The sequence below is a fragment of the Streptococcus sp. SO4 genome (assembly GCF_030440055.1).
Taxonomy (GTDB): domain Bacteria; phylum Bacillota; class Bacilli; order Lactobacillales; family Streptococcaceae; genus Streptococcus; species Streptococcus nidrosiense.
Map to the genome: position 1 here is coordinate 1 of NZ_JAQFJI010000015.1, position 24,825 is coordinate 24,825.

Sequence of the window (24,825 nt, forward strand, 5' to 3'; positions counted from 1 at the left end):
AAACCATTTATAATGAATAAACTATTTTTATCATTGCTAGAATACTTAAAATGGTGTTTTAGCTGTTCTATTTCATTGTTGCGTCCATAGTACATAAATATTCTCCTATCGATAACTATTTATTATCACTATACAAAGCACCCAAATAGGTTTATAATAGCATGATTATTGATGAAGGAGATTTTCATGGATTATAAACTTATTTCTACTTACTTAGATTATTGCAAAACTCATAAACGTTTGAGTTCACATACGATTCGAGCTTATAAAAATGATCTTATGCAATTTTATAACTCAAACTATGATAATGTCGAATCCTATATCGAACACTTGACACAATCTAACATAAAAACGAATACACTAAGAAGAAAAATTGCTTGTATGAAGGTGTTTTATAATTATCTAAAATACCAGAACATAATTGAAGAGAATCCCTTCAATCAATTGCGCTTTCAATTTAGAACTGAAAAAATATTGCCTAAAACGATTCCGTATAATATTTTGAAAAATATTTTTTTATATTTAGAGCAGAGAGTAGTTATTTCTAAAACTGACTTTCAAAAACGAAAAGCTGAAAGAAATCTACTAATCATTTCTCTTTTACTTTCGACGGGTATCAGAATTTCTGAACTTTGTCACATTCATCTCAAAGATATTAATCTTTCCAATAAGACACTTCATATTATAGGAAAGGGGAAGAAAGAACGTATCATATTTTTAGGAGACCAAACAACATTTAATTTATTAGAAATATATATAAATAAAATAGGGAAGGAATCCAATGGTTTTCTATTTCCAGGGAAACATTCGCCAAAACCATTGTCAGAGCAAAGTGTACGTTTAATTTTAAAGAGAATCGTTGAACAAAATAACTTATCTAGAACTATTACACCACATATGTTTAGACATAGTTTTGCAACAATGCTTCTGGATAATGATGTAGATATCCGATACATTCAACAAATTCTTGGACACAGTTCTATATCAGTCACACAAATCTATACTCACGTATCTCATTCAAAACAAAAAGAAATACTTAGTTCTTTTAATCCTGTATCAGCAATTCATTCTGAAATCGAATAAGAGAACTTTCCAAAGTCTACAGTTCAGTTCATCTAAAATTAATTTTTGTAGTTCGACTTTAGTTAATAAATCTTATACTCAACAAAAGTAAAAGCATACAAAACTTCACTTTGAACCAGCATTTATACTATATTCCGTATTAAGCACTTCTGTAATTGTTTTTCTAAAATACAATCTTAAAACATCCTCAAATAAAACAAAAAAAGTTTTGTCAAAAACGATTCCTGGATAAAATGAAGTAAATCTTCCCACAATAAAAGGCATAGTATCAAGTTATTTTCAACATCTGATACTATGCCTTTTTCTTATTTTTAAGACTCTTTACCTAGCATTTCACTTACTAGTAAGGGTCACAATAAGTTTAAGCTTTGTAAGCAGATTGTTAGCAATAGAGAAAAAAACTCCAAATTTCTAATCTACTTTATTCTATATTCATTAACTAAAAAAGAAAATCTACCTTCTCAGTAGATTTTCTCTGTTTAAAATTTATTTCCAAGCACCACTGGCATCTACATAATAGCCATCTGGTGTGCGTGTATTGCTAAGCATATTACCAGATGAAGCCAGATAGTACCACTTACCACTATCTTTTACCCAACCTGTTGCCATTGAACCTGAGTTCTTTAGATAATACCAAGAGCCACTATCTTTTACCCAGCCTGTCGCCATTGAACCTGAATCTTTTAGGTAATACCAAGAGCCGTTATCTTTGACCCAACCTGTTGCCATTGAACCTGAGTCTTCTAGATAATACCAAGAGCCACCATTTTTAAGCCAACCTGTTGCCATTGAACCTGAGTCTTTTAGGTAATACCAAGAGCCATTATCATATAACCAATCAGCTGAAATCATAGCTCCTGATGATTTAAAGGCATACCAGCTACCACCTTGGTATAGCCATGTTTGATTAAACATAACCCCTTCATCATCCATAAAGTACCATGTTCCCTGATCATTGATCCAAGCATCTTTAACTAGTTGACCTTGTTTTTGATAGTACCAGGTTTCACCGTGATTATTTTTTACCTTTAGCCAGCTTTCTGCTTTTACAATCGGATAAAGTTCTCGGAAAGCTCCCTCACCCTTATAGGAATGACTGATAGAACCTGGTTTTACAAGTTTCATACCACCATATTCGTCTGCCCAAGCATAGACTTTTTGACCATTGACAGTTTCTGGTAAGGTAGCAGTGTAAGTCTTGGTTTGATAGTCCCATTTGGTATCAAGATAGGTGTATTGATCATTTGATTCTTTAATATGGTAGTAGCCTCTCTTTCCACCGTCATGATATACATCATCAACCACTTTAGTGGACCAGGTCTTTACTTCATTTCCGCTCTTGGCCTCTACCTTGATATCTCCTCTATAGCCATATGGAACATAGAAATTCAGATAACGTCCTTCTTCACCAATATTGGATCTATCCACTTCTTGAGCTAGGAAATTGACAGTCTGGTCTTGACCATCTAAAGTAACTTTCCACTCGATTTTCTCAGTTGTTGGCAAATCCAATGCTTTGATATCTATGTCATGGCCATTGTCAAATCGAAGAATTTTGCCATCTTGATATTGAACACCACCCTTAATACGCCATACCTCTTGTAGTTCAAAAGCTTTGGCAGATTGAGGGAGAGCCAGCATAGCTAAACCTGCTAAAGACAAACTAAATAGTGTGATTTTTTGTGATATTTTCATTTTATGAACTCCTTATTTTTTGAATAAAACAAATTGACTGTTTTCTGGATAAACTGATACATGTTGCTCTTCGTGAATTTGTGATGCAGCTTGAAGGACTAGAGGATAAGAGTATTGATACAGTTCCTCTAAAGTGATTTTTCCGTTAGTATTCGTGTCTGCCATAGGCGAAATAATTCTATTTTGAAGTGGATCCCAACCTGTACCCATTGCCCAGTATCTGGTAGCAAGACTACCTACTCCGACTAAACTATACGATTCTTCACCCATACAAGAGGCACATAGTACGAGGAATTTAGAATCAAGCATTTCGCCATTCTTGCTTGCTATATCTCCTGTTGAAAATCCTGCCAAAAATGCTTGTTCATCAAATCTTTTTTCAGACTTGGAGGTAACCTTTTTGTTTGGCTTATCTGCATCTATAATTGTTCCTGAATAGCAACAATCCAACATAACAACAAACTTACCTTTGTATTGTTTCAGTATAGATGCCAATTCCCAACCTGAAAATGATGTTTTACCACTACCAATGGATATCGTCCCATCTTCTCCTCCATGACAGGTAAAGTAAAGATAGTTCACATCACTTTCGCGAGAAGATTCAAACAGTTCTTGCATTTTTGCAATAATCTCGGACTTGGTTCTATCTGGAAAACGAACAACTTCACTAAAGTTTTGGTTACTAAATACCTTTTCCATAGCATTAACATCTTCGATAGGTACTGCTCTCGTTGATGTTTCACCAAGAACTAAAGCCCGACGATTGATATTTTGATTTTCCCCACTATTAGCAAAGAAATAGGTATCATCTCCGATATTGTGCCAACCAACTTGCATATCACCACTACTAGATAAGTAATATTGTTTACCTTCGATAGTCTGTAGACCTGTTTGCATGACACCACTAGTATTTAAATAATACCAGCTACCAGAAACCCAACACCATCCAGTTTTCATAGCACCACTATCATCTAGATAATACCAGTTTCCAGATTCATTAATCCAGTCTGTCTTCATCCAACCTTCACTATCAAAATAGTACCAGGTGCCACCTATTTTTTCCCATCCATTTTTAGTATATGAACCATCAGAATGCTTATACCACCAACGGCTATCAGATTTTATCCAATTTCCACTTGACTTACTATAAATCGTTTGAGAGGAGGATTCTTGAGCAGAAACTTGATTATTTGCTGCAAGGAGGCTGCTAAGCTTAGTAAAGCAACTGTTGACAATAAAATTTTTTTCATAATATTATTGTCCTTTCATTTTTAATTTTGTATAATAATATCAAAAATGAAAAAAAGTGTTTAATTTTTTGCAAAAATGGAAGAGGATGAATATGGAAAATTTTGGAGCAGTTTTAAAGGATATTCGTATTTCAAAAAACTTTCGTCTTAAAGATTTATCATGTAATGAAATTAGTGAATCAACTATTTCTCGTTTCGAAAATGGCATTACAAAATTATCTATTAATCATTTTTATATTCTGTTAAATCGTCTTGGAATATCATTTTCAGAATTTGAAGAATTAGTTCATTGTTATTATTCCAAAAAAGAATGTCTTTTTGAAGAATTAGAACATGCTGTAAATTCTTCAGATATATTTTTACTTCAAGAATTAGTGGATAAAATAGAGTTAAAACAAAAGCAAGAAAAAAGTTTATGCAATTATCACATAAAAATGATTGCTGAACAACAGATTAATCGTCTTGCAAACCTTCCTTATAATTCAGTGTTTTTTATGAATACTAAAACCATTAGCTTACTATATAGAATAGTAATCAAGAAAACACGACATTTTTTAAAAACGGATACCGGAACACATAAAATAATTCCTCTATATTTATTTAACCTAGAAATGTTATTAAAAAATAATTTGTTAGATAGCGCTCAATTTTTTATAGATGATTTAGAAAATTTACTTACTAGACAAGGATATTATTTTGAAAAGAATTATTTGCTCTTTCTAAGAGGTATTTATCTTATAAAAACTAATCAAATAGAGCTAGGTAAAAAAGAATGTTCTAAAGCTATGAGAATATTTAAGGAATATAATGATAGTGATACAATAAATAAATTAAACCAGAGATTTAAGCTCGATCTAACAATTTAATTGTTAAATGATATCGTTTAGAGATATAATTTCTAAAAAATAGACAAATAATTTATCTATAAGATTTGGTTCTGCATTACACTGAACTAAATCTTTTTATTTTTAATACATTTGTTATTATATAGGCTTTTGTTGATTTATTTCTTGTTTTAATTCAGTGGAATAGTAACGATTCTTCCCTTTTTTAACGCTCTCTGTTCAATAACGATCAATTCACCTTGTCACATACCATAGCCAGAAATATCCATACCAAATCTTTTTGAAAGCTGATTAAAGCTTTGTACTTTCTTTCTAAGTTCATAGAACTGAACCTTAACGTCATTTGGCAATTCCATAATAAAAATAAGGACATTCCAATAAAGGAAGTCCTTTTTAGCACTACTATAAATCAGAGACATTTTCATGATCCATTTTATTCTATAATCATTGACCAAAATATAATTTTTGGTCAAAATTTGGTCAAAATTTGGTCAAAAAAACAAAAAATACTAATTTATTTTTAAAAATGAATTTGTGATGATTGCCTTTAAATAAACACTTTGCATATTCTTTGTCTTTCTTTACATTACTAAAAATGCCGATTGCAGGGATCGAACCTGTGACCTTCGCGTTACGAGTGCGGTGCTCTACCAACTGAGCTAAATCGGCGATTCCACTTATAGTATAGCACTATAAGGAAGGATGTCAAGGGATTCTTAACCCATCTTTTTAATCAAAATCTGACAAGGATTTTGAGGCCCCCAAAGTTGTGGAAAAATCTCTAGTTTTTTAAAGCCAAGACTGCGATAAAAGACATTTGTTCGGTCATAATCTTTATTAGAGCCTTCTGCCACTGTTTTCACCTGCAAAAAATCAACATTTTGGCTGGCTTCACTTTCTAAAGTAGCAAGCAACTGACTACCAATTCCTCTACCTTGATGAGCTTTTTTTACACCGAGACAATCAATCTCTGCACAATCTTCACTAGAATAGGACAAGCTTACAAAGCCAGCCAAATTACTCTCCTGATAGGCAGCCCACACTTGCAAGTCCTTGGCTCCTTCGATATAGGCTTGCGTACTTTCTGGAATTCCAAACGATTCTGGCAAATCCTTTAAAACTTCAGCGACAACTGCCATTTTTTGATTGGCATCTTTCACTTCTTTAATTACAAACATCATAAAATCCTTTCATGATTTGGTCCAATTTTTGCTATTAAGAACCCGCACTTTCGTAGGCATCTAAGCCCCTATCCCAGAGTTTTAGAGAGATTCCAAAGAAGATAAGGGAAATCAGAACCAATCCTCCGATATTAAAAAGCCCATCCTTATCCTGCAAGAAATAGCTGGCAGGATAGTAAGCCGTAAAGGCAAAAGGCACGATAAAACTGATCAACCAACGAAGAAGTGAATTGTATATAGAAATCGGGTATTTGGCAAAATCATTGAACATATAGAAAATGTAAATCATAGCACCTGACTGCTTGGTCCAAAAAGCGATACTGGCTGTTGCAATTTTCAAGGAAGTATAAATCAAGGTCGCAAAAGGAATACAAACTAGAAAAATCAGGAATTTTGGAAAAGTCCAAGCAATGCTAGTCACTGTTGTTCCCAATAGAATGCCACCGACCAAGAGCTCACCCAAGGCATCAATCTGAAAGGTCTCAACCAGAATATGAAATAGGGGATTGATAGGACGAGTCAGATACTTGTCAAATTCTCCTTTTCGGACTAGTCGTTGACCTAAAGCCCAGAGGTTGTCAAAAAAGAGATGGTCCAGTCCCTTAGGAATCAAGGAGAAGCCATAGATAAAGGCAATCTCTTGAAAGGTCCAGCCTTCTAGGGATGGGATATGTTGAAAGAGTACATTGAGAAACAAGAGGTTCAAGCCTTGAGTCAGAAAAACACCCAGGACACCAACCACAAAATCGACCTTATATTCCATGATTTGTTTGATGTATTGTCTGATAAAAATCAGATGCATGCGTTGATATTTTTTCATACTAACCTCCTTGAATGGTGATAAAGGACTGGACTCGTTTCCAAATCAACTGAGACAAACCCACCATCACTATAAGCCAGAAAAACTGCATAGCGAGTGCTTGAAGAATCTGACTAGCATCGTATTTCCCAACAATGATCATGACCGGAGTGTAGATTAAAGATGAGAAAGGTAAGAAGGACAGAATATCTGAAACGACCTTTGGAAAGAAAGCCAAGGGAATCAAACTTCCTGACATAAAGGATACTAGTGAAGCTTTGAATACTTGAGAACCCCATAGATTTTTAAATATAAAGGCTGAAAATCCAAAACAGATATTAAAGAAAAAGTTAATCAGATATGCCAGTGCTAAGCTAAAGAGATAAAGTATAGTTAATCCCAGTACTTCTACAATACATTGCCCAGATAAGATTTTCATCAAAACAATGACACTTAAAAATGGCAGTCCAACAGAGATAAAAATCAACCACTTGGAACCAAGCTCGGTGAAAAGATAAGAGGCCGCAAAATGCACTGGTCGCAATAAGCGCATGATAATGGAACCATCCTTGACCTCATCACCGATCATAAAGGAGCTATCTGACTCAGTTAATAAATTAGTCACAAAACTCATGATGATATAGAGGGTGATATCCGCCATACTGAAGCCCTGAATCAAAGGCTCTTGCGAGGAATCAAAGACAGCCTTCCAGAGATAAAAGGCCACAAAAGCCCCCATGACGTCGCCAATCCGATAAAGAAGAAAGTTTACTCGATAGGTAATCAACTCCTGAATCCCCGCATTGATAAAGGGTTTATAACGTCTCCACAATTTGACCATCTTAGAGCTCCTTTCGATAGAAGCGACGGATAATATCTTCAATATCCGTATCTACCATCTTCAAATCACGGACTTCAAAATCAGATAAGGTTTGCTTAATAATATCAGCTGATTGGTAGCGGGAACTATCAAATTCAATGGTCAGGCTATTTCCTTGTCTATCAATGGTCATATCAGGCAAGCATTCAAAGTGAGAGACGAGATGACTTTGACCTGGTAGCAGTTCAAAGGAAAGAATCTTCATCTTGCCAAAGGTATCCTTGAGTTGGCTCACCGTTCCATCAAAAATCTCCTGCCCCTTGTCAATCATGAAAATCCGATCACAAAGTTGCTCAATATCACTTAGGTCGTGAGTGGTTAAAAGAATGGTGGTTTCTTCCTCTTGATTGATCTGAGTAATGGCGCGACGAATGTTGTCCTTGACCGACACATCCAAACCAATAGTAGGCTCATCTAAAAAGAGAACCTTGGGATTGTGAAGCAAGGAAGCTGCAATGTCTGCCCGCATCCGTTGACCAAGCGAAAGAGTTCGCACGGGATCCTTGATAAATTCCTTCAAATCCAAGACTTCATTCAAAAAATCCATGCGCTTATGGAAGAGCGAGTCTGGCACATCGTAAATCTCTTTTAAGACCGTGTAGGTCTCTTGCAGAGCCAAATCCCACCATAGCTGGGTACGTTGACCAAAGACCACCCCAATATCCTTAACATAGTCCTGGCGATTATCCTGGGGAATCTTGCCGTTAATCCGACAAAAACCAGATGTCGGTTTCAAAATTCCTGTCAGCATTTTGATGGTTGTTGACTTCCCAGCACCATTAGCCCCGATAAAACCTAAAATCTGACCCTTTGGCACCTCAAAGGTCAAATCCTTGACCGCTTCAAAAGTCTGCTTTTCAGGATGAATAAAGGAGCGCAAAGCCCCTTTCAACCCCGGCTCCTTAACTGTCTTCACAAAGTTTTTCTGAAGATGTTCCACTTCTATCATTGCCATATCTATCTCCCTTTAGAAAGAAATCGTTAAATCAAGTTCTTGAACATTCAAACACGATTTCTTATCTCCAAAAATCTGCCTTCTTTTTCGACATAAGGAAAGAAAGCTCTAATAACACCCTATTATAGTGCAAATATCTAAGGAAAACAAGTGTTAATTAATATCAAAAATTTGAATTCCTAAGAAAGTATAAAAAGGTGATTCATCATCACCTTCCTCTACCAAGTCAAGTCTTCAATCATAGTTCTTACTTGTGAATCAAGAGTCTTATCCTTCTTAAGTTCTCCAACCAAAGCCTGAATCTGCCGGACTAGATTTGGATCATTGTCATTACAGCATCGATGAAGCATCCAAATATTATGCAAGGTTGGGTTTTTACCAACTACTTCCATCAATAAATCCTCATAGCCTTGATGATAAAATCTCTCCACAAAGTGAACCAAGTAACCTGGAGAATCAAAATCTACTTCTGGATGCTTGGAAATAAAGTCTAAAATGGGGGCAACCAAATCAAAGGGGTGATCATAAAACTCCATAACATCCATAATCTCATCTGCCAACTCAAATTCTTGGTCTTCAGTAATTGCATCTTGCAAAGCAACTAAAATCTCATCTCTAGTAAGCATCTGATTCTCCTTTTTCACTTTTCCATATCATATTTGTCTTCGAACTTTTTCTTCACTTATCAAACCTTGTTCGTAAGTAGTTTTCCAACTCTTTTTGGGGTAAAACACTAGGAAGCTCAAACACATACTCATAGCCTTCATCACAAAAGAAAACCTTCTCCTCAGCTGGAAACCATTTCCGAAGCCAGATGATGTAGGAGGCATAATCTTGTAACCTGTTTGTTGAATCAAAGTAATTTATCACAAAAACATCTTTATTGCTACTTAGTGAACTTTCCAAGGTAAGCTGAGGACTTTGATAATCCCAAGAAAGCGGGTATGCTTTTTCGGGATTAGTTCTTTCTCTAACCATAATACCTGGGAATTTTTCGCTCAAAGCACCACAAAAGACTTGTAAATCAAGGAATACGGGTTCTTTAGTCTCTACAAAGACAAAATCAGCAGTACTCATCAGTTTCTTCCTTTCATTTTAAAACTGAAAAGAGACCTTAACCATCAATGGCAAAATTTTCCAGAATTTCAAAGTCTTGTCCCTGATAGTCAAAAGAAAGGATATGAATATCATCAAAAGTTTGGTCACAGAAAGTAACGGTTTGTCTTTCTGGCTCGATGATGGGTTTGCCCAACTTTTCAGTAGCTTCTTCATCTGTCAAATACCCATAAAATTCTTGTAAATGAGGCAGTATAAATGCAAGAATACGGGAAAGATTTTTATGGTAATTGGCTGCAAGCAACTGAGCTTCCATCTCAAAATTTCCACTTGGTTTTTCTTCCCAAGCTACAAGAACATCATCTACTTCATGTATGTAAGCTTGCAAGGACTGATCGAATATCATGGCTATCTTTCCTTTCAAAAGTACTGTAACGTTCTCACACCTAAACACCGAAAAACCTATGTTCGCTAGCAATCCAATGCCAACAAGTTTTTCAAATGAACCTAGTGTAGCTAAAACTGCAATTAAAGAGTCATCAATATATGCTCCGGAGGTTTCATGAATTCCAAACAACTTTGCAAATCAGTTAGAATTTCTGCCGTAAGAAAAGATTTTTCATTCTTATTTATAACCTCCCTTACTTGAATCATTATTCTCCTCCACCATTTCAATCCAAGAATCAAAATACTGCTCCATAAAATAGGTCTGCTCTGCTATCAAATCTTTATTAACCTTCTCATCCAAGGGCGCTAAAACCCACTTGTCTTCTATATCATCACGACGTCGAATGATAGCAACCAACTTTCCAGTAAAGACTTCCAGAGGCTGTTGCTGATCATGGGAAACAATATAAACATCTTGCTCTTCGCCATCTCCCCCCATCAGTTCAGGTATGTAGCCATAGTTAATCGGATAGACATTCCCAAAAGAATCTTCAAACCCCACCGGCCGATCAATGACACCACTAAATATTCTCTCTTTGAATTTCATCTTTTCATTGCCTCCGTATGACATTTTTCCTAGATTCATTATACAAGAAAAATCCCGCCGCAGCGAGATTTTCTATCTATAGCCTAATTAAGCTTTACCTTCTGAACCGAATACGTCGATACGTTCTTCAACTGAAGCTTGGATAGCTTTTACACCGTCAGCCAAGAATTTACGTGGGTCGAAGAGTTTTTTCTTGTCGTATTCTGCTTCGTTTGCTTCGTAGTCACGAGCAAATTTACGTGTTGCGTTAGCGAATGCGATTTGGCATTCAGTGTTAACGTTAACTTTAGCAACACCAAGTTTGATAGCTGCTTGGATTTGGTCATCAGGAATACCTGAACCACCGTGCAATACGATTGGGAATCCTGGTACAGCTTCAGTCAATTTTTGCAAGTGATCAAGGTGAAGACCTTTCCAGTTTGCTGGGTAAGGACCGTGGATGTTACCAATACCAGCTGCCAAGAAGTCGATACCAGTTGCAACCATTGCTTTAGCGTCTTCGATTGGAGCCAATTCACCATCACCGATGATTCCGTCTTCTTCACCACCGATAGTTCCAACTTCAGCTTCTACTGATACACCATTTGCGTGAGCAAATTCTACAACTTTACGAGCTTTTTCAAGGTTTTCTTCAACTGGAAGGTGTGAACCATCAAACATAACTGAAGTATAACCAACTTGAATACACTCAAGTGCATCTTCGTAGTGACCGTGGTCAAGGTGGATAGCTACTGGTACAGTGATACCCATTGATTCAACAAGGTTAGCGATCAAGTTGCGAGCAACTTTGTAACCACCCATGTATTTAGCAGCACCCATTGAAGTTTGGATCAAAACTGGAGCTTTTTTAGCTTCTGCTGCGCGCAAGATAGCTTGAGTCCACTCAAGGTTGTTTGTGTTAAATCCACCAACTGCATAACCGTTGTCACGAGCTGCTTGGACAAATTTTTCTGCTGAAACGATTGCCATTTTATCAGGCCTCCTGTATATTTTTATGGGACATCCCATTTACATTGTTCATTTTATCACTTTTTAGCAAAAAAAGCTAGTTTTTCCCATACTTTAGATTGAATTTCTTCTATTTTCAGATATGTAAACCTTTTCCCACTTGGTCTAATCCTTGTTCTGAGGCAGGTTCATGTAAAATACCAAGTGGTCGTTATATCTTTCGAAACGATAGTCAATTTCTTCGTTTTCTAATAAACTCTTAACCACAAATAGTCCCAAACCAGCTCCCTTACTTTGGCGACTAGAAGTCGTAAAGGATTGTTCAAACTTATCTTGCTCTTCTGTTGTACAGGTGTTTTCAATGAAAAACCAGCCATCCTTTGAACCAATTTTTAGATAACCACCTTGAACAGAGTGTTTCACCGCATTACTGATCAGATTTGAAAGAATCAGCTTGAGTACTGAAGGATTTAGATAAACGTGCTGATCAGTTAGCTGGTTCTCTACTGAGATTTTTCTCTCCTTGGCTAACAAGTCATAGTCCTTCAATAGAAGATTGGTCATATCAAGAAGATTGATTTCTTCCTTCTTATCTCGCAATTCCTGTACCGAAGAAAGGGATAGGATTTGCTGGACATGGTGACTTAAATCATCCACAATCCCCAAAGAAACTCCCAGGTAATAGTCACGGTCTTTGTAGCGCCCAATGTTTGCTTGCATATTTTCCAGAAGGATTTTCAGACTAGCAAGAGGTGTTTTCAGTTCATGGGAGGCTCCTCGCAAAAACTCGACCTTCATCTTTTCTAACTGGAGGATGGCTTCATTTTTCTCATGCAGGTCCGCAATGACTGTCAAAAGATGCTGATAGAGGCTATTGATTTGCTCCTTGAGATCCCCAATCTCGTCCTTAGAATCCACGCGCAACCTCACTTCTGCATCCAAATCCATCATCCGTCGAGTCACTCGTTTGATTTCCAAAATCGGTGCAACAATAGTCCTAGCATAGATAAAGGCGATGAGGAGCGAAATGATGAAAGACGCTAATAAAGTATAGGGTAGAAATTGCAGACTGATATCTTCTGCTTCTTTCTGTAAATCCATAGAAGCTAAAAACTGTAAGGTCATAGTCTGACCATCCTTGGTCTGAACTTCTCTTTCCTCAATAACCAGGGAGGCCGTTTGTCGTTGTTTGTCAATGGGAAGGTTGTCCTTGACCTCCAACTTATCCGAGGTCATCTCACCCTTGATAGATCCCTTAATATCACTACTTTGAGAATAGAGTTCAAGGACTTCTTGGATAGTTTGACTATCCTTTCCTTGGAGGGTTTGAGTAATTTCTGTTGCCCTCTGTCCGATACTTTCCTGACGGTGACTGAGATAGGTTGATGGAAAGAGGAAATAGATGGCCAAATGCAAACAAATGACTAAGGTAGAAAATACCGAGAAGGTATAAATAAAAATCTTTTTAAATAAACTCAGTCTTTTCATTTTCTCTCCAATTTATAGCCAACATTGCGCACAGTAAGAATACAGTCTAAATCCAATTTTTTCCGTAGTTCCTTGATATAGACATCGATCACTCTGTCAAAAGGGACCTCATCTGTCATCTTCCATACAGCATCGATAATCTGCGACCGTGTTAAGGCACGACCTTCGTTTTTAACGAGATAGTCTAAAATTTCTAATTCTTTTGCATTCACTGCAACTTCTTGATCAGCCACTGTGGCACTATAACTGTCAAAATCGACCTTGGTATCCTTATAGGTAAAGCTACGACCTGCATCATAATAACGTTTAAAGACAGCATCCACTCGAACCTTCAACAAAGAAAGGGAAAAGGGCTTTTCCAGATATCCATCAGCTAGTGAGGCAAAGGCACTCATCTTATACTCTTCATCCTGAAAAGCTGTCAACATCAAGACCGGAACTTGGCTAGTCTTACGGATTTCTGACAAGACCTCTAAACCATTGAGTTTCGGCATTTGAATATCTAGGAGAACCAAGGCAACTTGGTGATTTGAAAATTGTTCTAAGGCTTCTTGACCATCTGCAGCCTGAATGGTTTCATAGCCACAATCCGCCAAGTAATCACTAATTCCCTCACGGATCATGTCTTCATCTTCTACAATTAGAATTTTCATATAAATCCTTTTCTATCAAAAATGCTACCTATATTATATCTCATTTGAGTGAGAATAGGTAGCACGATTCTTATTCACCGTCTATCAAAAGTTCTTTTGGTTGCTTAAAGAGAAGATTGCTTGAAGCAAGTGCCATAACAAGTACTACCAGTACCAATCCAAGAACAAAAACGATAGCAAAGTCTGATGGTTGAATGGAAATATCGAGACTAGAAAGTGTTTTGCTAAAGCCGTCAACTTCTGCACCACCACCGAGATTGGAAGCTTGTGCAGCCTTACTTGCCTGCTTGGCCACATCTGATGTGACATTGGCTAGTACTGTATTTCCAATAGCACGAGCTGTATAATTAGCTAGGAAGTAGGCTGAAATGAGAGCTGGAATAGCAATCATAACTGCTTCTGTGATAAATTGACCTAGAATACTTGCTTGTTTAAGACCAATGGAAAGAAAAATTCCAACCTCTTTACGACGGGCGTTAATCCATAGTGTCAGTAAGAGAGCAAGCAGGAGAACTGAGAAGCTCAAGCTACCCCAGAAGAGAAGATTAGCCATCTTGTACATGCCTGAGATAGATTGTTCAAGGGCAGGATAGTTAGATGAACTCTTAATCAAGCTATACATCTTCCAGTTGATACCGTTGATAGACCCTAGTTCTTGCATGACACTATCTAGGTTCTTATCTCCAGCTACAAAGAAGGTAGCATCTCCATAAATAGCTGTATCTTCTGTATAACCATAGAGTTGGGCTGCTGTGTGAATATCTGTGATAGCTGTATTCTCATAGAGTTCTTGTGAGTAGGTTACAGCAGATTTGTTATGTCCATCAAAAAGTCCTTTAATCGTTACTTCTACTGTTTCCTTGGCTCCTTTTTCATTATCGGCATCGTAAATATTGGAGTTGAGTTTGACCTTGTCTCCTACTTTCCAACCGTGTTTAGCAGCCAGGTCTTTATGCATGAGAATCTGGTACTTGTCGTCATTGGTTAAATGCTCACCTTCGACCAGTTTGTAAGAGCCTGACACAAACTTGTCTTCTTTAGAAGAGTCATTTACACCTGTTATCATTAAGCTACTTCCAAAACGTTGAGCTCGATCTGCCGTTAGATTTTTCTTGGTTTCAGGCGTTTCAATCAGTTCATAACCTGTTAAATCACCGATAGCATTGATCCGTTTGATGTAGGATTCAATGGCCTTATTTTCAGTAATTTTTTTAATATCCTCACCCTTTATATTCCCTGCACCACGTGGAGTTCCTTGATTGACCCTGCGGTTGATTTGCATGGAGAAACTATTAGTGATATTTTTAAAGGTTTCCTGAGAAGCCTTGGCTGTTGCTCCCTTGATAGACAAGCCTACCAAACTCAAACTAGCCATCAAGAGAATGATAAGAAAGATCACAAGCGACTTAAAAAATTTTCTTGTGACGTAGGCAAATGCGTTGTGTAACATAAGATTCCTTTCTAGATTTACTTCGCTTATATATATTTAAAAGATTTAGTTACTATTTTTTCTTGTTTCAGTTAGTTTCTTATCCTTCAATTCAAGTGTAATATCTGACGCCTGTGCCACTTCCTTACTGTGGGTCACAACGATCACACACTTACCTGTTTTCTCAGCAAGAGATTTGAGCAAATCGATGATATCTCCAGCAGTCTTAGGATCCAAGTTTCCAGTTGGTTCATCTGCTAAAATCACTGGCGCCTCAGAGACAAGACTACGAGCAATGGCAACCCGTTGTTGCTGTCCACCTGATAATTGAAGAACATTCCGCTTGATCTGACTTTCATCTAAACCAAGTTCAAGAAGAGTGTCCTTGCTGGCCTTTTTATTGACCAAGCGGATATTTTCCAATGGAGAAAGATAATCAATCAAGTTATAGTTTTGGAAAACTAGCGAGATATGGTGCATGCGATGATAAGAATAACCTTGTTCACGAATATCCTTGCCTTCGAATAAGATAGCTCCTTCGACTGGGCTATCAAGTCCTGCTAATAGAGATAAGAGTGTTGACTTCCCAGCTCCTGATTCTCCGATAATACTATAAAACTTACCAGGTTCAAAATCGTAATTGATTTTATATAATACAGCTTCTGCAGTGTTCTTATAACGATAAGTAAGATCTTGTAATTGTAGTAAAGTCATGATTTCTCCTTCATTAACTAATTGATGATAAAATTTCTTTAGGTGATTTTCTAAATAAAAATAGGAAACAAAGTGCAACTGACAAGCAGCTGATTATAAGTAGGAAAATATAAGATTCTCCAAATGATAGAAGACTTGTTGAAAGATTCGTTGCTTTTGCTAGCGTATCTTGTAGGGCAGCTTGGTCGCCACTTGCTAGTACAGTCTTCAAGAGATAGGAAGTAATGGCATTTCCAGCTACAAATGCCGGCAAAATAGATGCCAATGAAACTAGGATGACTTCTAGAAAGAATTGGCTAAAGATTGCTCCTTTTCCCTTCCCTAGTGCCAATAAAATACCAACCTCGTAGACTCGCTCTCGTAACCAAAGTGACAAGACCAAGATCAGCGCTCCTACACCAGCAATCATAATGCCATAGAGGAAAATCTGTAGGAAGGTTTGAAAGGTCGAAACTGAATCCTTGATTTGTTCAAAGGCCTTATTTTCCTTCTCGACTTGGTAACCTTTAGTTTCCAGGGATAACTTTTCAACTTCTTGAATGATACTATCCATATCTTTTGGATTTTCTAGATAGAAACGAGCGGCAGTGACCTGAGCTTCCTTATTCCCAAGAAGAGTTTGACTGCTTTCATAGTCTGTATAGATCGTATTTTCACTAAAGTCTGATGATAGACCTGTGAACTTCTCTTGCTTCTGACCCGAGAAAATACCCACGATTTCATAATCTAGCCTTTGTCCACTATCTCCTTCTACTTGACTAGGCCTTAAGCTGATCTTTTCTCCTACTTTTAGATTGTTTTTCTTGGCTAAATCTTCGTGGATTAAGATTTTTTTGCTATCTCCTTTTTCTAAATGCCTTCCTTCTTTAAGGGTAAAGGCGGAACTTGTAAAAGAAACATCCTTGGAAGAATCTTCCAAAGCAATCAAACTGATAAGATTTTTTTCAGCCTCTGTCAAATCATCCCTTTGGATACTTTGTTCTCCAGTAACGACTTCTTTGTCAGTTAACTTGGCTATTGTATCTAGCTCAGGTGAAATCTTCTCAAGACCCTTTATCTTTTTAAGCTCGTCTAGTTGAGACAGTTGAAAAGTCTGATCTGCTTCTATTCTTTTAATAGAAAAAGATGTATTCAGTGAGCGATAGAGATTATTTTCAACAGTTTTGTTGGACTTCATAAGCGTCAAACAAGCCGATATTCCTGCCAATAAAACAAATAGAATCAAGAATAATATGAGACTTCTCAGTCGTTTTCTGCTGACGTAAGCCCATGCTCTTTGAGTGGGATTCATATAGCACCTCCATATTTGTAAGTCTATTATAATATCCAAATATGAAATGTTTATGAAATCACAAAAAAAGAGCAAAATCTTTGCCCTTGTTTATATAAAAATAAAGAGCTAGCTGAAGCTAACTCTTTTCCTATGCGGAGAGAGGGACTTGAACCCTCACGACCTAAAGCGGTCACAGGATCCTTAGTCCTGCGCGTCTGCCAATTCCGCCATCCCCGCGTCGATTACTTTACTAGTATATCAACTTTCACAAACTTTGTCAACACTTTTTTCAGATTTTTTTCATTTTTTTTGAATACATTATTCTTTGATTTCATCTAGGTTTTCATCAAGGAGTTTCGCTCCTAATGTATTCTTAAAATGTCCAAGTGCAAACTGGTGATTTTCAGGCCAGATTGATGCGACTGCTGGCTTAACAACTTCTATCTGATACCCAAGATTATAGGCATCAATAGCCGTATGCAATACACAGATATCTGTCAGAACACCTGTTAAGATGACTGTATCCACGCGACGCTCTCTCAAACGGATATCCAAATCTGTGCCAGAAAAAGCCGAATAGTGACGTTTGTCCATCCAGAAAACACGACTATCGCCAGCATATTCCTGATAGAAATCGGCTAACTTACCATATAGATTACGCCCGCTAGTCCCAATCAGATTATGAGGGGGAAATAGTTTACTTTCTGGATGAAAGACATCATTTTCCTCATGAGCATCAATGGTAAAGAAAATATAATCTCCACGGTCAAATGCTAATCTAGTCACCTGATTGATCGATTCTGATATTGCTTGAGCAGGAGCTCCAGCTGTCAATTTTCCATAATCCGCTACAAAATCTTCTGTATAGTCAATCGAAATTAAAGCCTTAGTCATTAATAGTCCCTCTTTTTCACTTCTTCAAAGATATCTGGGATCAAGACCTTAAGATAAGTTCCCTTCATCCCCAGTGAACGACTTTCAATAATTCCTGCAGATTCGAGCTTCCGAAGGGCATTGACAATCACAGAACGCGTAATACCGATACGGTCTGCAATGACTGACGCAGTTAATTGTCCTTCATTGCCATTCAATTCACCCAAAATAGCTGACACTGCTCGTAACTCAGAGTAAGAAAGAGTGTTGACTGCCATCGTTACGGCTGTACGACGACGGATATTTTTCTCGTCTTCTTCACGTTGGAAGTTCAAAAGCTGAATACCAACCACCGTACTAGCAATCTCAACAAGAATCAAATCCTCATCTTCGAATTTTTTGTCATTTCGCCAAATAATCAAAGAACCCAAACGAATCCCAGAAACATGGATTGGAGCAATTGTTGTCAAACCTTCTGAGAAATCTGCACGACTCTCAACTGGAAAGATGCTTAATTCGTGATCTACAGTCAGATTTGCTTCTGTATCGTAAATCATGTTTGCACCTTGAATATAATCCTCAGGAAAAATTTTTGATTGGAAAAATTGCTCTACACGATCATTATTAGTCTTGTAGCGCATGAAATATCCCAAAAGACGTCCCTTACTATTTAGGATACAAGCGTTGCAATCAATAATATCCGCTAATTGGCGTGTGATGGCATTATATGGAAGATCATCTTGTAATTTCTCCTCCGCACGCTTCAGGATAGACGTAATTTTTCTCGTTTTTTCTAATAAATGTGCCATTTTTCACCTCGTATTTAATCGCTTCCATTATATCATAAATTGACCATTATTTCAATAATTATCTGAAAATTGTTTATTGAATTGCAATTCATGACTGTTCGAAAATTTTTACTAGTTTTTTTTAATTTTCTTGTTGACAGGTTTCTAAATTTTTGATAATATAATATCACAAGATAACAAATATATAAATCTATTTTCTCGTATTAATACTCAATGAAAATCAAAGAGCAAACTAGGAAACTAGCCGCAGGCTGTACTTAAGTACGGCAAGGCGACGTTGACGAGGTTTGAATTTGATTTTCGAAGAGTATAAACTTTTATTAACTCTCGGTCTCCTTATATATAAAAGCGATCCACCTCAGTGAACCGCTTTTTTTATTATTTATCACCCTTGTTACGGATTACAAAACCAGTTTTCTTCTCACTTGAAGTATTACGTGGTTTTTTATTATCCTTACGGTAACGTTTTTCCTTCTCAAAGCGGTCGTTCTTGCGACTGCCTTTTTTGAAATCATCTCGACGTTCACCACGACGATTGTCTCGACGACGATCACGATCTCGACGATCCTCACCACGACGTCCTCCCTTGCCTTTACCACCGAAGCCATTACCTGATGGTTTAAATGGCAATGGTTTCTCGCGCGCAATTTCAACTTCTGGAAGACTATCTGGATCCTGAACTGTCAAACTTAGGATGTACATTGCCAATTCTTCTAGGCTGAATTCAGCTGCAAGTTTACGGGCATCTTTTGCGAATTTGTCAAAGTTTCCACGAACAGTCTCATCGGCAAAGTCACGTTCAATTTTCTTCAACGCAACATGCTTTTTAGCTTGGAAGGCTTCTTCTGCTGTCGCAGGTTTCAAGCCCTTCATGCGTTTCTTGGTCAAGTTTTCGATGATTTGGAGGTAGCCCATCTCATTTGGTGCTACAAAAGTAATCGATTGACCTGACTTCCCGGCACGACCTGTACGACCGATACGGTGAACATAGCTCTCTGGATCTTGTGGAATGTCGTAGTTATAGACATGAGTCACACCTGAGATATCCAAACCACGAGCCGCAACGTCCGTTGCTACGAGGACATCCAGATTGCCATTTTTAAAATCGCGAAGGACACGAAGACGTTTGTTTTGGTCCAAATCTCCATGAATCCCTTCTGCACGGAAGCCACGGATTTTCAGACCACGAGTCAACTCATCTACACGACGTTTTGTACGACCGAAGACAATAGACAACTCAGGCTGTTCAACGTCCATAAGACGAGTCATGGTGTCAAATTTTTCTTGTTCCTTGACACGGATATAGTACTGATCAACTAGTTCAGTTGTCAACTCCTTGGCAGCAATCTTCACATGCTCAGGTTCTTTCATAAACTGAACCCCGATACGCTTGATAGCTTCAGGCATAGTTGCTGAAAAGAGCAAGGTTTGACGATTTTCTGGGACACGAGAGATGATGGCTTCAATATCCTCAAGGAAGCCCATGTTAAGCATTTCGTCCGCTTCATCAAGAATAAGAGTTTCAATATCTTGCAATTTCAAGGCCTTGCGTTTAATCAAGTCTAGGAGACGACCAGGAGTTCCAACTACGATATGAGCTCCTGATTTAAGAGCCTTGATTTGTTTTTCAATACTTGAACCACCATAAACAGAACGAACTTTTACACCCTTGCTTCGACCAAAGCGGAAAAGCTCTTCTTGGCTTTGAACAGCTAGTTCACGAGTTGGGGCAATTACCAAAGCTTGGATAGTTGCTTCTTCTGTACGAATCTTTTCAAGGGTTGGCAAGCCAAAGGCTGCAGTTTTTCCTGTACCAGTCTGAGCTTGACCGATAACATCTTTCCCTTCAAGAGCCAAAGGAATGGTTTGCTCTTGGATAGGACTTGCTTCTACAAATCCTGCTTTTTCAATTTCTGCCAATAAATCAGCAGAAAGGTTAAATTCATTAAATTTCACGTTATTCTTCTTTCTAAAGATGGTGCGAAGCCATCCTATAGCGCTTAGTTTATACTTTTCTTGTCATGACGTACTTTCATATCTTTTATGAAAGACCGTGTTGCTTCTTTTCCACAAAAGAAAAGTACTGCTTTCTTTGCAACCTATCTAGTATAACATAAGAGAGATACAAAAGATAGTCTAACCTCCTGATTAAATCATGTAAACGATTTTCTTTCGATTTGCTTCACTCAAAAAGTATTTGTTAGAGCATTCAGTTCCTGAAACTATTTTCCGTAGCAGATTTGTGCAAAAGTCCTTTTCTTGTGCTAGAATGAAAATCGAACAGGAGGAATAAAAATGTTAACATACGATTTAATTGTTATTGGATTTGGTAAGGCAGGTAAAACGCTTGCTGGAAAACTAGCTTCAGCTGGTAAAAAAGTTGCCCTTATCGAACGTAGTAAGGCGATGTACGGCGGAACTTGTATCAATATCGGTTGTATTCCAACTAAAACCTTGCTAGTTGCTGCTGAGAAAGACTTGTCTTTTGAAGAAGTCATTGCTACTAAAAACACTATCACTGGTCGCCTTAACGGTAAAAACTATGCTACGATCGCTGGTACTGGAGTTGATATCATTGATGCCGAAGCCCACTTTGTTTCCAATAAAGTCATCGAAATTCAAGCAGGTGACGAAAAACAAGAACTAACTGCTGAAACAATCGTCATCAACACTGGTGCTGTTTCAAACGTATTGCCAATCCCAGGCCTTGCTACAAGCAAGAATGTCTTTGACTCAACAGGTATCCAAAACTTGGACAAATTGCCTGAAAAACTTGGTGTCCTTGGTGGCGGAAATATCGGTCTTGAATTTGCCGGTCTCTACAACAAACTTGGAAGCAAGGTTACAGTCCTAGATGCCTTGGATACATTCCTACCTCGTGCAGAACCTTCTATCGCTGCTCTTGCTAAACAGTACATGGAAGAAGACGGAATCGAATTGCTTCAAAACATCCGTACTACTGAAATCAAAAATGATGGCGACCAAGTCCTTGTCGTAACTGAAAACGAAACTTATCGTTTCGATGCCCTTCTCTACGCAACTGGACGTAAACCAAATGTTGAACCTCTTCATCTCGAAAACACAGATATTGAACTAACTGAACGAGGCGCTATTAAAGTAGACAAACATTGTCAAACAAACGTTCCTGGTGTCTTTGCTGTTGGAGATGTCAACGGTGGCCTTCAGTTTACCTACATTTCATTAGATGACTTCCGTGTTGTTTATAGCTACCTTGCTGGTGATGGCAGCTACACACTCGAAGATCGTCTCAATGTACCAAATACTCTTTTCATCACACCTGCACTTTCACAAGTTGGTTTGACTGAAAGTCAAGCAGCTGATTTGAAACTTCCATATGCTGTTAAGGAAATTCCTGTTGCAGCTATGCCTCGTGGTCACGTAAACGGAGACCTTCGTGGAGCCTTTAAAGCTGTTGTCAATACTGAAACTAAAGAAATTCTCGGTGCAACTATCTTCTCTGAAGGATCACAAGAAATCATCAACATTATTACTGTTGCTATGGACAACAATATCCCATACACTTACTTCACAAAACAAATCTTCACTCACCCAACCTTGGCTGAGAACTTGAATGACTTATTTGCGATTTAAGTTGAAATTTCATCGCATCAAACAGCCCTCCTTGGGCTGTTTTTCTTTTTCTAAAATCTCAAATCTGTCTTTTTCAGCATTTATGATATAATAGAAACATGAAATTAAAAACTACTTTGGGCCTTCTTGCTGGGCGTTCTTCTCATTTTATTTTGAGTCGTATTGGACGTGGAAGTACTCTCCCTGGAAAACTTGCCCTTCAACTTGATAAAGATATTTTACAACATTTAGCGAAGAACTACGAGATTGTTGTGGTTACTGGTACCAATGGAAAAACCTTGACGACCGCTCTCACTGTTGGTATCCTAAAGGAAATTTATGGTCAAGTTTTGACCAATCCAAGTGGTGCCAACATGATCACAGGGATTACAACTACTTTCTTGACTGCAAAATCTTCAAAAACTGGAAAAAATATAGCAGTTCTTGAAATCGACGAAGCTAGTCTCTCACATATCTGTGACTATATCCAGCCTAGTCTTTTCGTTATCACTAATATCTTCCGTGATCAGATGGACCGATACGGTGAGATCTATACGACCTACAACATGATTTTGGACGCTATTCGAAAAGTTCCTACTGCTACTGTTCTGCTGAATGGTGACAGTCCTCTTTTCTACAAACCTACAATTCCAAATCCTGTTCAGTATTTTGGTTTTGATTTGGAAAAAGGTCCAGCAAAGCTTGCTCACTACAATACTGAAGGTATCCTCTGCCCTGAATGTCAAAGTATTTTGAAATATGAGCTAAATACATATGCCAACTTGGGAGCTTATATCTGTGATAATTGTGGATGCAAGCGTCCTGAGCTGGATTATCGTCTGACTGAACTGGTTGAATTGACCAACAATCGCTCTCGCTTTGTTATTGACGGTCAGGAATATGGTATTCAAATCGGTGGTCTCTACAACATCTACAATGCTCTGGCTGCGGTTGCTATTGCTCGTTTCCTCGGAGCTGAGCCACAACTTATCAAGCAAGGTTTTGACAAGAGCCGCGCTGTCTTTGGACGCCAAGAAACCTTCCATATCGGTGACAAGGAATGCACACTGGTTCTCATCAAAAATCCTGTCGGTGCAACACAGGCTATTGAAATGATTAAACTAGCACCTTATCCATTTAGTCTATCGGTTCTCCTCAATGCCAACTATGCGGACGGGATTGATACCAGCTGGATTTGGGATGCGGATTTTGAACAGATTACTGCTATGGACATTCCTGAAATCAATGCGGGTGGAGTTCGTCATTCTGAAATTGCTCGTCGTCTACGTGTTACTGGCTATCCAGCTGACAAGATCACTGAAACAAGTAGCCTGGAACAAGTTCTCAAAACGATCGAAGCTCAAGACTGCAAGCATGCCTATATCCTTGCGACTTATACGGCTATGCTAGAATTCCGAGAATTACTAGCCAATCGTCAGCTTGTTAGAAAGGAGATGAACTAATGGTTTATACTTCACTTTCCTCAAAAGACGGCAATTATCCTTACCAACTAAATATCGCCCACCTCTATGGGAATCTCATGAACACCTACGGGGATAATGGAAACATCCTCATGCTCAAGTATGTGGCTGAAAAGCTGGGTGCTCACGTAACAGTTGACATCGTTTCTCTCCATGATGATTTCGATGAACATCACTACGATATTGCCTTTTTCGGCGGTGGCCAAGACTTTGAACAAAGTATCATTGCTGGTGATTTGCCTGCTAAAAAAGAAAGTATCGACAACTTTATCCAAAATGATGGTGTCGTCCTTGCTATCTGTGGTGGCTTCCAGCTATTAGGCCAATACTATATTGAAGCTTCTGGAAGACGCATCGAAGGTCTTGGTGTCATGGGACACTATACCCTTAATCAAACTAACAACCGCTTCATCGGTGACATTAAAATTCATAATGAAGAGTTTGATGAAACCTACTATGGTTTTGAAAACCACCAAGGCCGTACCTTCCTCTCAGATGACCAAAAACCATTGGGGCAGGTCGTATACGGAAACGGAAATAATGAAGAGAAAATCGGTGAAGGTGTTCACTATAAAAATGTTTTCGGTTCTTATTTCCACGGGCCTATCTTATCTCGTAACGCCAACCTAGCCTATCGCTTGATCACTACTGCTCTTAAGAAAAAATATGGTCAGGACATTGTTCTACCAACTTACGAGGATATCCTTAGCCAAGAAGTTGCTGAAGAATACAGCGATGTTAAAAGCAAGGCAGAATTCGACTAATATTTAGATTCCAATATGCTATTAGCTGTTGGAATTTTTTTAGGTTCTTTTCCCCTTCTCCCTT

General features: G+C 38.0%; 24 protein-coding genes, 2 tRNA genes and 1 pseudogene. 5 read left to right on the forward strand and 22 right to left on the reverse strand.

Annotation, left to right across the window (positions count from 1 at the left end):
• The first annotated feature begins 186 nt into the window (after nt 1-186).
• Entirely contained in the window at nt 187-1,083 is an 897-nt protein-coding gene (locus PCY08_RS08875; RefSeq protein ID WP_301560105.1) for a tyrosine-type recombinase/integrase, read from the forward strand.
• Between the two features lie 486 nt (nt 1,084-1,569).
• Here the strand turns inward: PCY08_RS08875 and PCY08_RS08880 are convergent, their stop codons facing one another.
• A complete protein-coding gene (locus PCY08_RS08880) occupies nt 1,570-2,778 on the reverse strand; it encodes an N-acetylmuramoyl-L-alanine amidase family protein (protein WP_301560106.1) in 1,209 nt (402 codons plus the stop codon).
• A 12-nt stretch (nt 2,779-2,790) separates the two neighbouring features.
• A pseudogene (locus PCY08_RS08885) lies at nt 2,791-4,028 on the reverse strand (caspase family protein).
• A gap of 92 nt (nt 4,029-4,120) precedes the next feature.
• Between PCY08_RS08885 and PCY08_RS08890 the strand changes: the two are divergent.
• Nucleotides 4,121-4,894, forward strand: coding sequence for a helix-turn-helix domain-containing protein (locus PCY08_RS08890; RefSeq protein WP_301560108.1), 774 nt, complete (start codon nt 4,121-4,123; stop codon nt 4,892-4,894).
• Nucleotides 4,895-5,115: 221 nt separating this feature from the next.
• Here the strand turns inward: PCY08_RS08890 and PCY08_RS08895 are convergent, their stop codons facing one another.
• The 20 genes from PCY08_RS08895 to PCY08_RS08990 form a co-directional block, all read right to left on the reverse strand.
• Nucleotides 5,116-5,298: a hypothetical protein gene (locus PCY08_RS08895; protein WP_152906811.1), complete on the reverse strand. Its 183-nt coding sequence runs from the start codon at nt 5,296-5,298 to the stop codon at nt 5,116-5,118.
• A gap of 171 nt (nt 5,299-5,469) precedes the next feature.
• Nucleotides 5,470-5,542: transfer RNA gene (locus PCY08_RS08900), tRNA-Thr, on the reverse strand.
• A 47-nt stretch (nt 5,543-5,589) separates the two neighbouring features.
• Nucleotides 5,590-6,051 (reverse strand): GNAT family N-acetyltransferase, encoded by a 462-nt coding sequence (locus PCY08_RS08905; protein ID WP_301560109.1) that lies wholly within the window; start codon nt 6,049-6,051, stop codon nt 5,590-5,592.
• Between the two features lie 37 nt (nt 6,052-6,088).
• Complete coding sequence (locus PCY08_RS08910) at nt 6,089-6,874, reverse strand: ABC transporter permease (RefSeq protein WP_301560110.1); 786 nt, start codon at nt 6,872-6,874, stop codon at nt 6,089-6,091.
• A gap of 1 nt (nt 6,875) precedes the next feature.
• A complete protein-coding gene (locus tag PCY08_RS08915; protein WP_301560111.1) occupies nt 6,876-7,694 on the reverse strand; it encodes an ABC-2 family transporter protein in 819 nt (272 codons plus the stop codon).
• 1 nt (nt 7,695) lies between these two features.
• Nucleotides 7,696-8,688: an ATP-binding cassette domain-containing protein gene (locus PCY08_RS08920; protein ID WP_301560112.1), complete on the reverse strand. Its 993-nt coding sequence runs from the start codon at nt 8,686-8,688 to the stop codon at nt 7,696-7,698.
• Between the two features lie 218 nt (nt 8,689-8,906).
• Nucleotides 8,907-9,314: a hypothetical protein gene (locus PCY08_RS08925; protein ID WP_301560113.1), complete on the reverse strand. Its 408-nt coding sequence runs from the start codon at nt 9,312-9,314 to the stop codon at nt 8,907-8,909.
• Nucleotides 9,315-9,366: 52 nt separating this feature from the next.
• On the reverse strand, nt 9,367-9,765 hold the full coding sequence (locus PCY08_RS08930) for a hypothetical protein (protein ID WP_301560114.1): 399 nt from the start codon (nt 9,763-9,765) through the stop codon (nt 9,367-9,369).
• A gap of 37 nt (nt 9,766-9,802) precedes the next feature.
• Nucleotides 9,803-10,150 carry a hypothetical protein gene (locus PCY08_RS08935; protein WP_301560115.1) on the reverse strand — a complete coding sequence of 116 codons (348 nt, stop codon included), beginning with the start codon at nt 10,148-10,150 and terminating at the stop codon, nt 9,803-9,805.
• A gap of 219 nt (nt 10,151-10,369) precedes the next feature.
• Entirely contained in the window at nt 10,370-10,738 is a 369-nt protein-coding gene (locus PCY08_RS08940) for an inorganic diphosphatase (RefSeq protein ID WP_045763869.1), read from the reverse strand.
• A gap of 87 nt (nt 10,739-10,825) precedes the next feature.
• Nucleotides 10,826-11,707 carry a class II fructose-bisphosphate aldolase gene (locus tag PCY08_RS08945; RefSeq protein WP_001019005.1) on the reverse strand — a complete coding sequence of 294 codons (882 nt, stop codon included), beginning with the start codon at nt 11,705-11,707 and terminating at the stop codon, nt 10,826-10,828.
• A gap of 144 nt (nt 11,708-11,851) precedes the next feature.
• Nucleotides 11,852-13,174: a sensor histidine kinase VncS gene (vncS, locus tag PCY08_RS08950; protein WP_301560116.1), complete on the reverse strand. Its 1,323-nt coding sequence runs from the start codon at nt 13,172-13,174 to the stop codon at nt 11,852-11,854.
• Nucleotides 13,171-13,827 carry a response regulator transcription factor VncR gene (gene vncR, locus PCY08_RS08955; RefSeq protein ID WP_301560117.1) on the reverse strand — a complete coding sequence of 219 codons (657 nt, stop codon included), beginning with the start codon at nt 13,825-13,827 and terminating at the stop codon, nt 13,171-13,173. The genes vncS and vncR overlap by 4 nt, the downstream gene beginning before the upstream one ends.
• A gap of 70 nt (nt 13,828-13,897) precedes the next feature.
• Nucleotides 13,898-15,277 (reverse strand): ABC transporter permease subunit Vex3, encoded by a 1,380-nt coding sequence (vex3, locus tag PCY08_RS08960; RefSeq protein WP_301560118.1) that lies wholly within the window; start codon nt 15,275-15,277, stop codon nt 13,898-13,900.
• 45 nt (nt 15,278-15,322) lie between these two features.
• The gene (gene vex2, locus PCY08_RS08965) at nt 15,323-15,970 is read right to left on the reverse strand and encodes an ABC transporter ATP-binding subunit Vex2 (protein ID WP_004252438.1); all 648 of its coding nucleotides are present in this window, start codon (nt 15,968-15,970) and stop codon (nt 15,323-15,325) included.
• A gap of 13 nt (nt 15,971-15,983) precedes the next feature.
• On the reverse strand, nt 15,984-17,261 hold the full coding sequence (locus PCY08_RS08970; protein ID WP_301560119.1) for an ABC transporter permease: 1,278 nt from the start codon (nt 17,259-17,261) through the stop codon (nt 15,984-15,986).
• Nucleotides 17,262-17,394: 133 nt separating this feature from the next.
• A tRNA-Leu gene (locus PCY08_RS08975) sits at nt 17,395-17,480 on the reverse strand.
• 81 nt (nt 17,481-17,561) lie between these two features.
• Complete coding sequence (locus PCY08_RS08980; RefSeq protein WP_301560120.1) at nt 17,562-18,137, reverse strand: cysteine hydrolase family protein; 576 nt, start codon at nt 18,135-18,137, stop codon at nt 17,562-17,564.
• Nucleotides 18,137-18,925 (reverse strand): GTP-sensing pleiotropic transcriptional regulator CodY, encoded by a 789-nt coding sequence (gene codY / locus PCY08_RS08985; RefSeq protein ID WP_000940720.1) that lies wholly within the window; start codon nt 18,923-18,925, stop codon nt 18,137-18,139. Before codY ends, PCY08_RS08980 begins: the two co-directional genes overlap by 1 nt.
• Nucleotides 18,926-19,303: 378 nt before the next feature.
• Nucleotides 19,304-20,881 (reverse strand): DEAD/DEAH box helicase, encoded by a 1,578-nt coding sequence (locus PCY08_RS08990; RefSeq protein ID WP_301560121.1) that lies wholly within the window; start codon nt 20,879-20,881, stop codon nt 19,304-19,306.
• Nucleotides 20,882-21,220: 339 nt separating this feature from the next.
• Here PCY08_RS08990 and PCY08_RS08995 point away from each other — a divergent pair, with 339 nt between their 5' ends.
• The 3 genes from PCY08_RS08995 (at nt 21,221) to gatD (ending at nt 24,761) form a co-directional block, all read left to right on the forward strand.
• Entirely contained in the window at nt 21,221-22,537 is a 1,317-nt protein-coding gene (locus PCY08_RS08995; RefSeq protein ID WP_301560122.1) for an FAD-containing oxidoreductase, read from the forward strand.
• Nucleotides 22,538-22,635: 98 nt separating this feature from the next.
• A complete protein-coding gene (murT, locus tag PCY08_RS09000; protein WP_301560123.1) occupies nt 22,636-23,979 on the forward strand; it encodes a lipid II isoglutaminyl synthase subunit MurT in 1,344 nt (447 codons plus the stop codon).
• Nucleotides 23,979-24,761, forward strand: coding sequence for a lipid II isoglutaminyl synthase subunit GatD (gatD, locus tag PCY08_RS09005; RefSeq protein WP_301560124.1), 783 nt, complete (start codon nt 23,979-23,981; stop codon nt 24,759-24,761). The genes murT and gatD overlap by 1 nt, the downstream gene beginning before the upstream one ends.
• Nucleotides 24,762-24,825 lie beyond the last annotated feature (64 nt).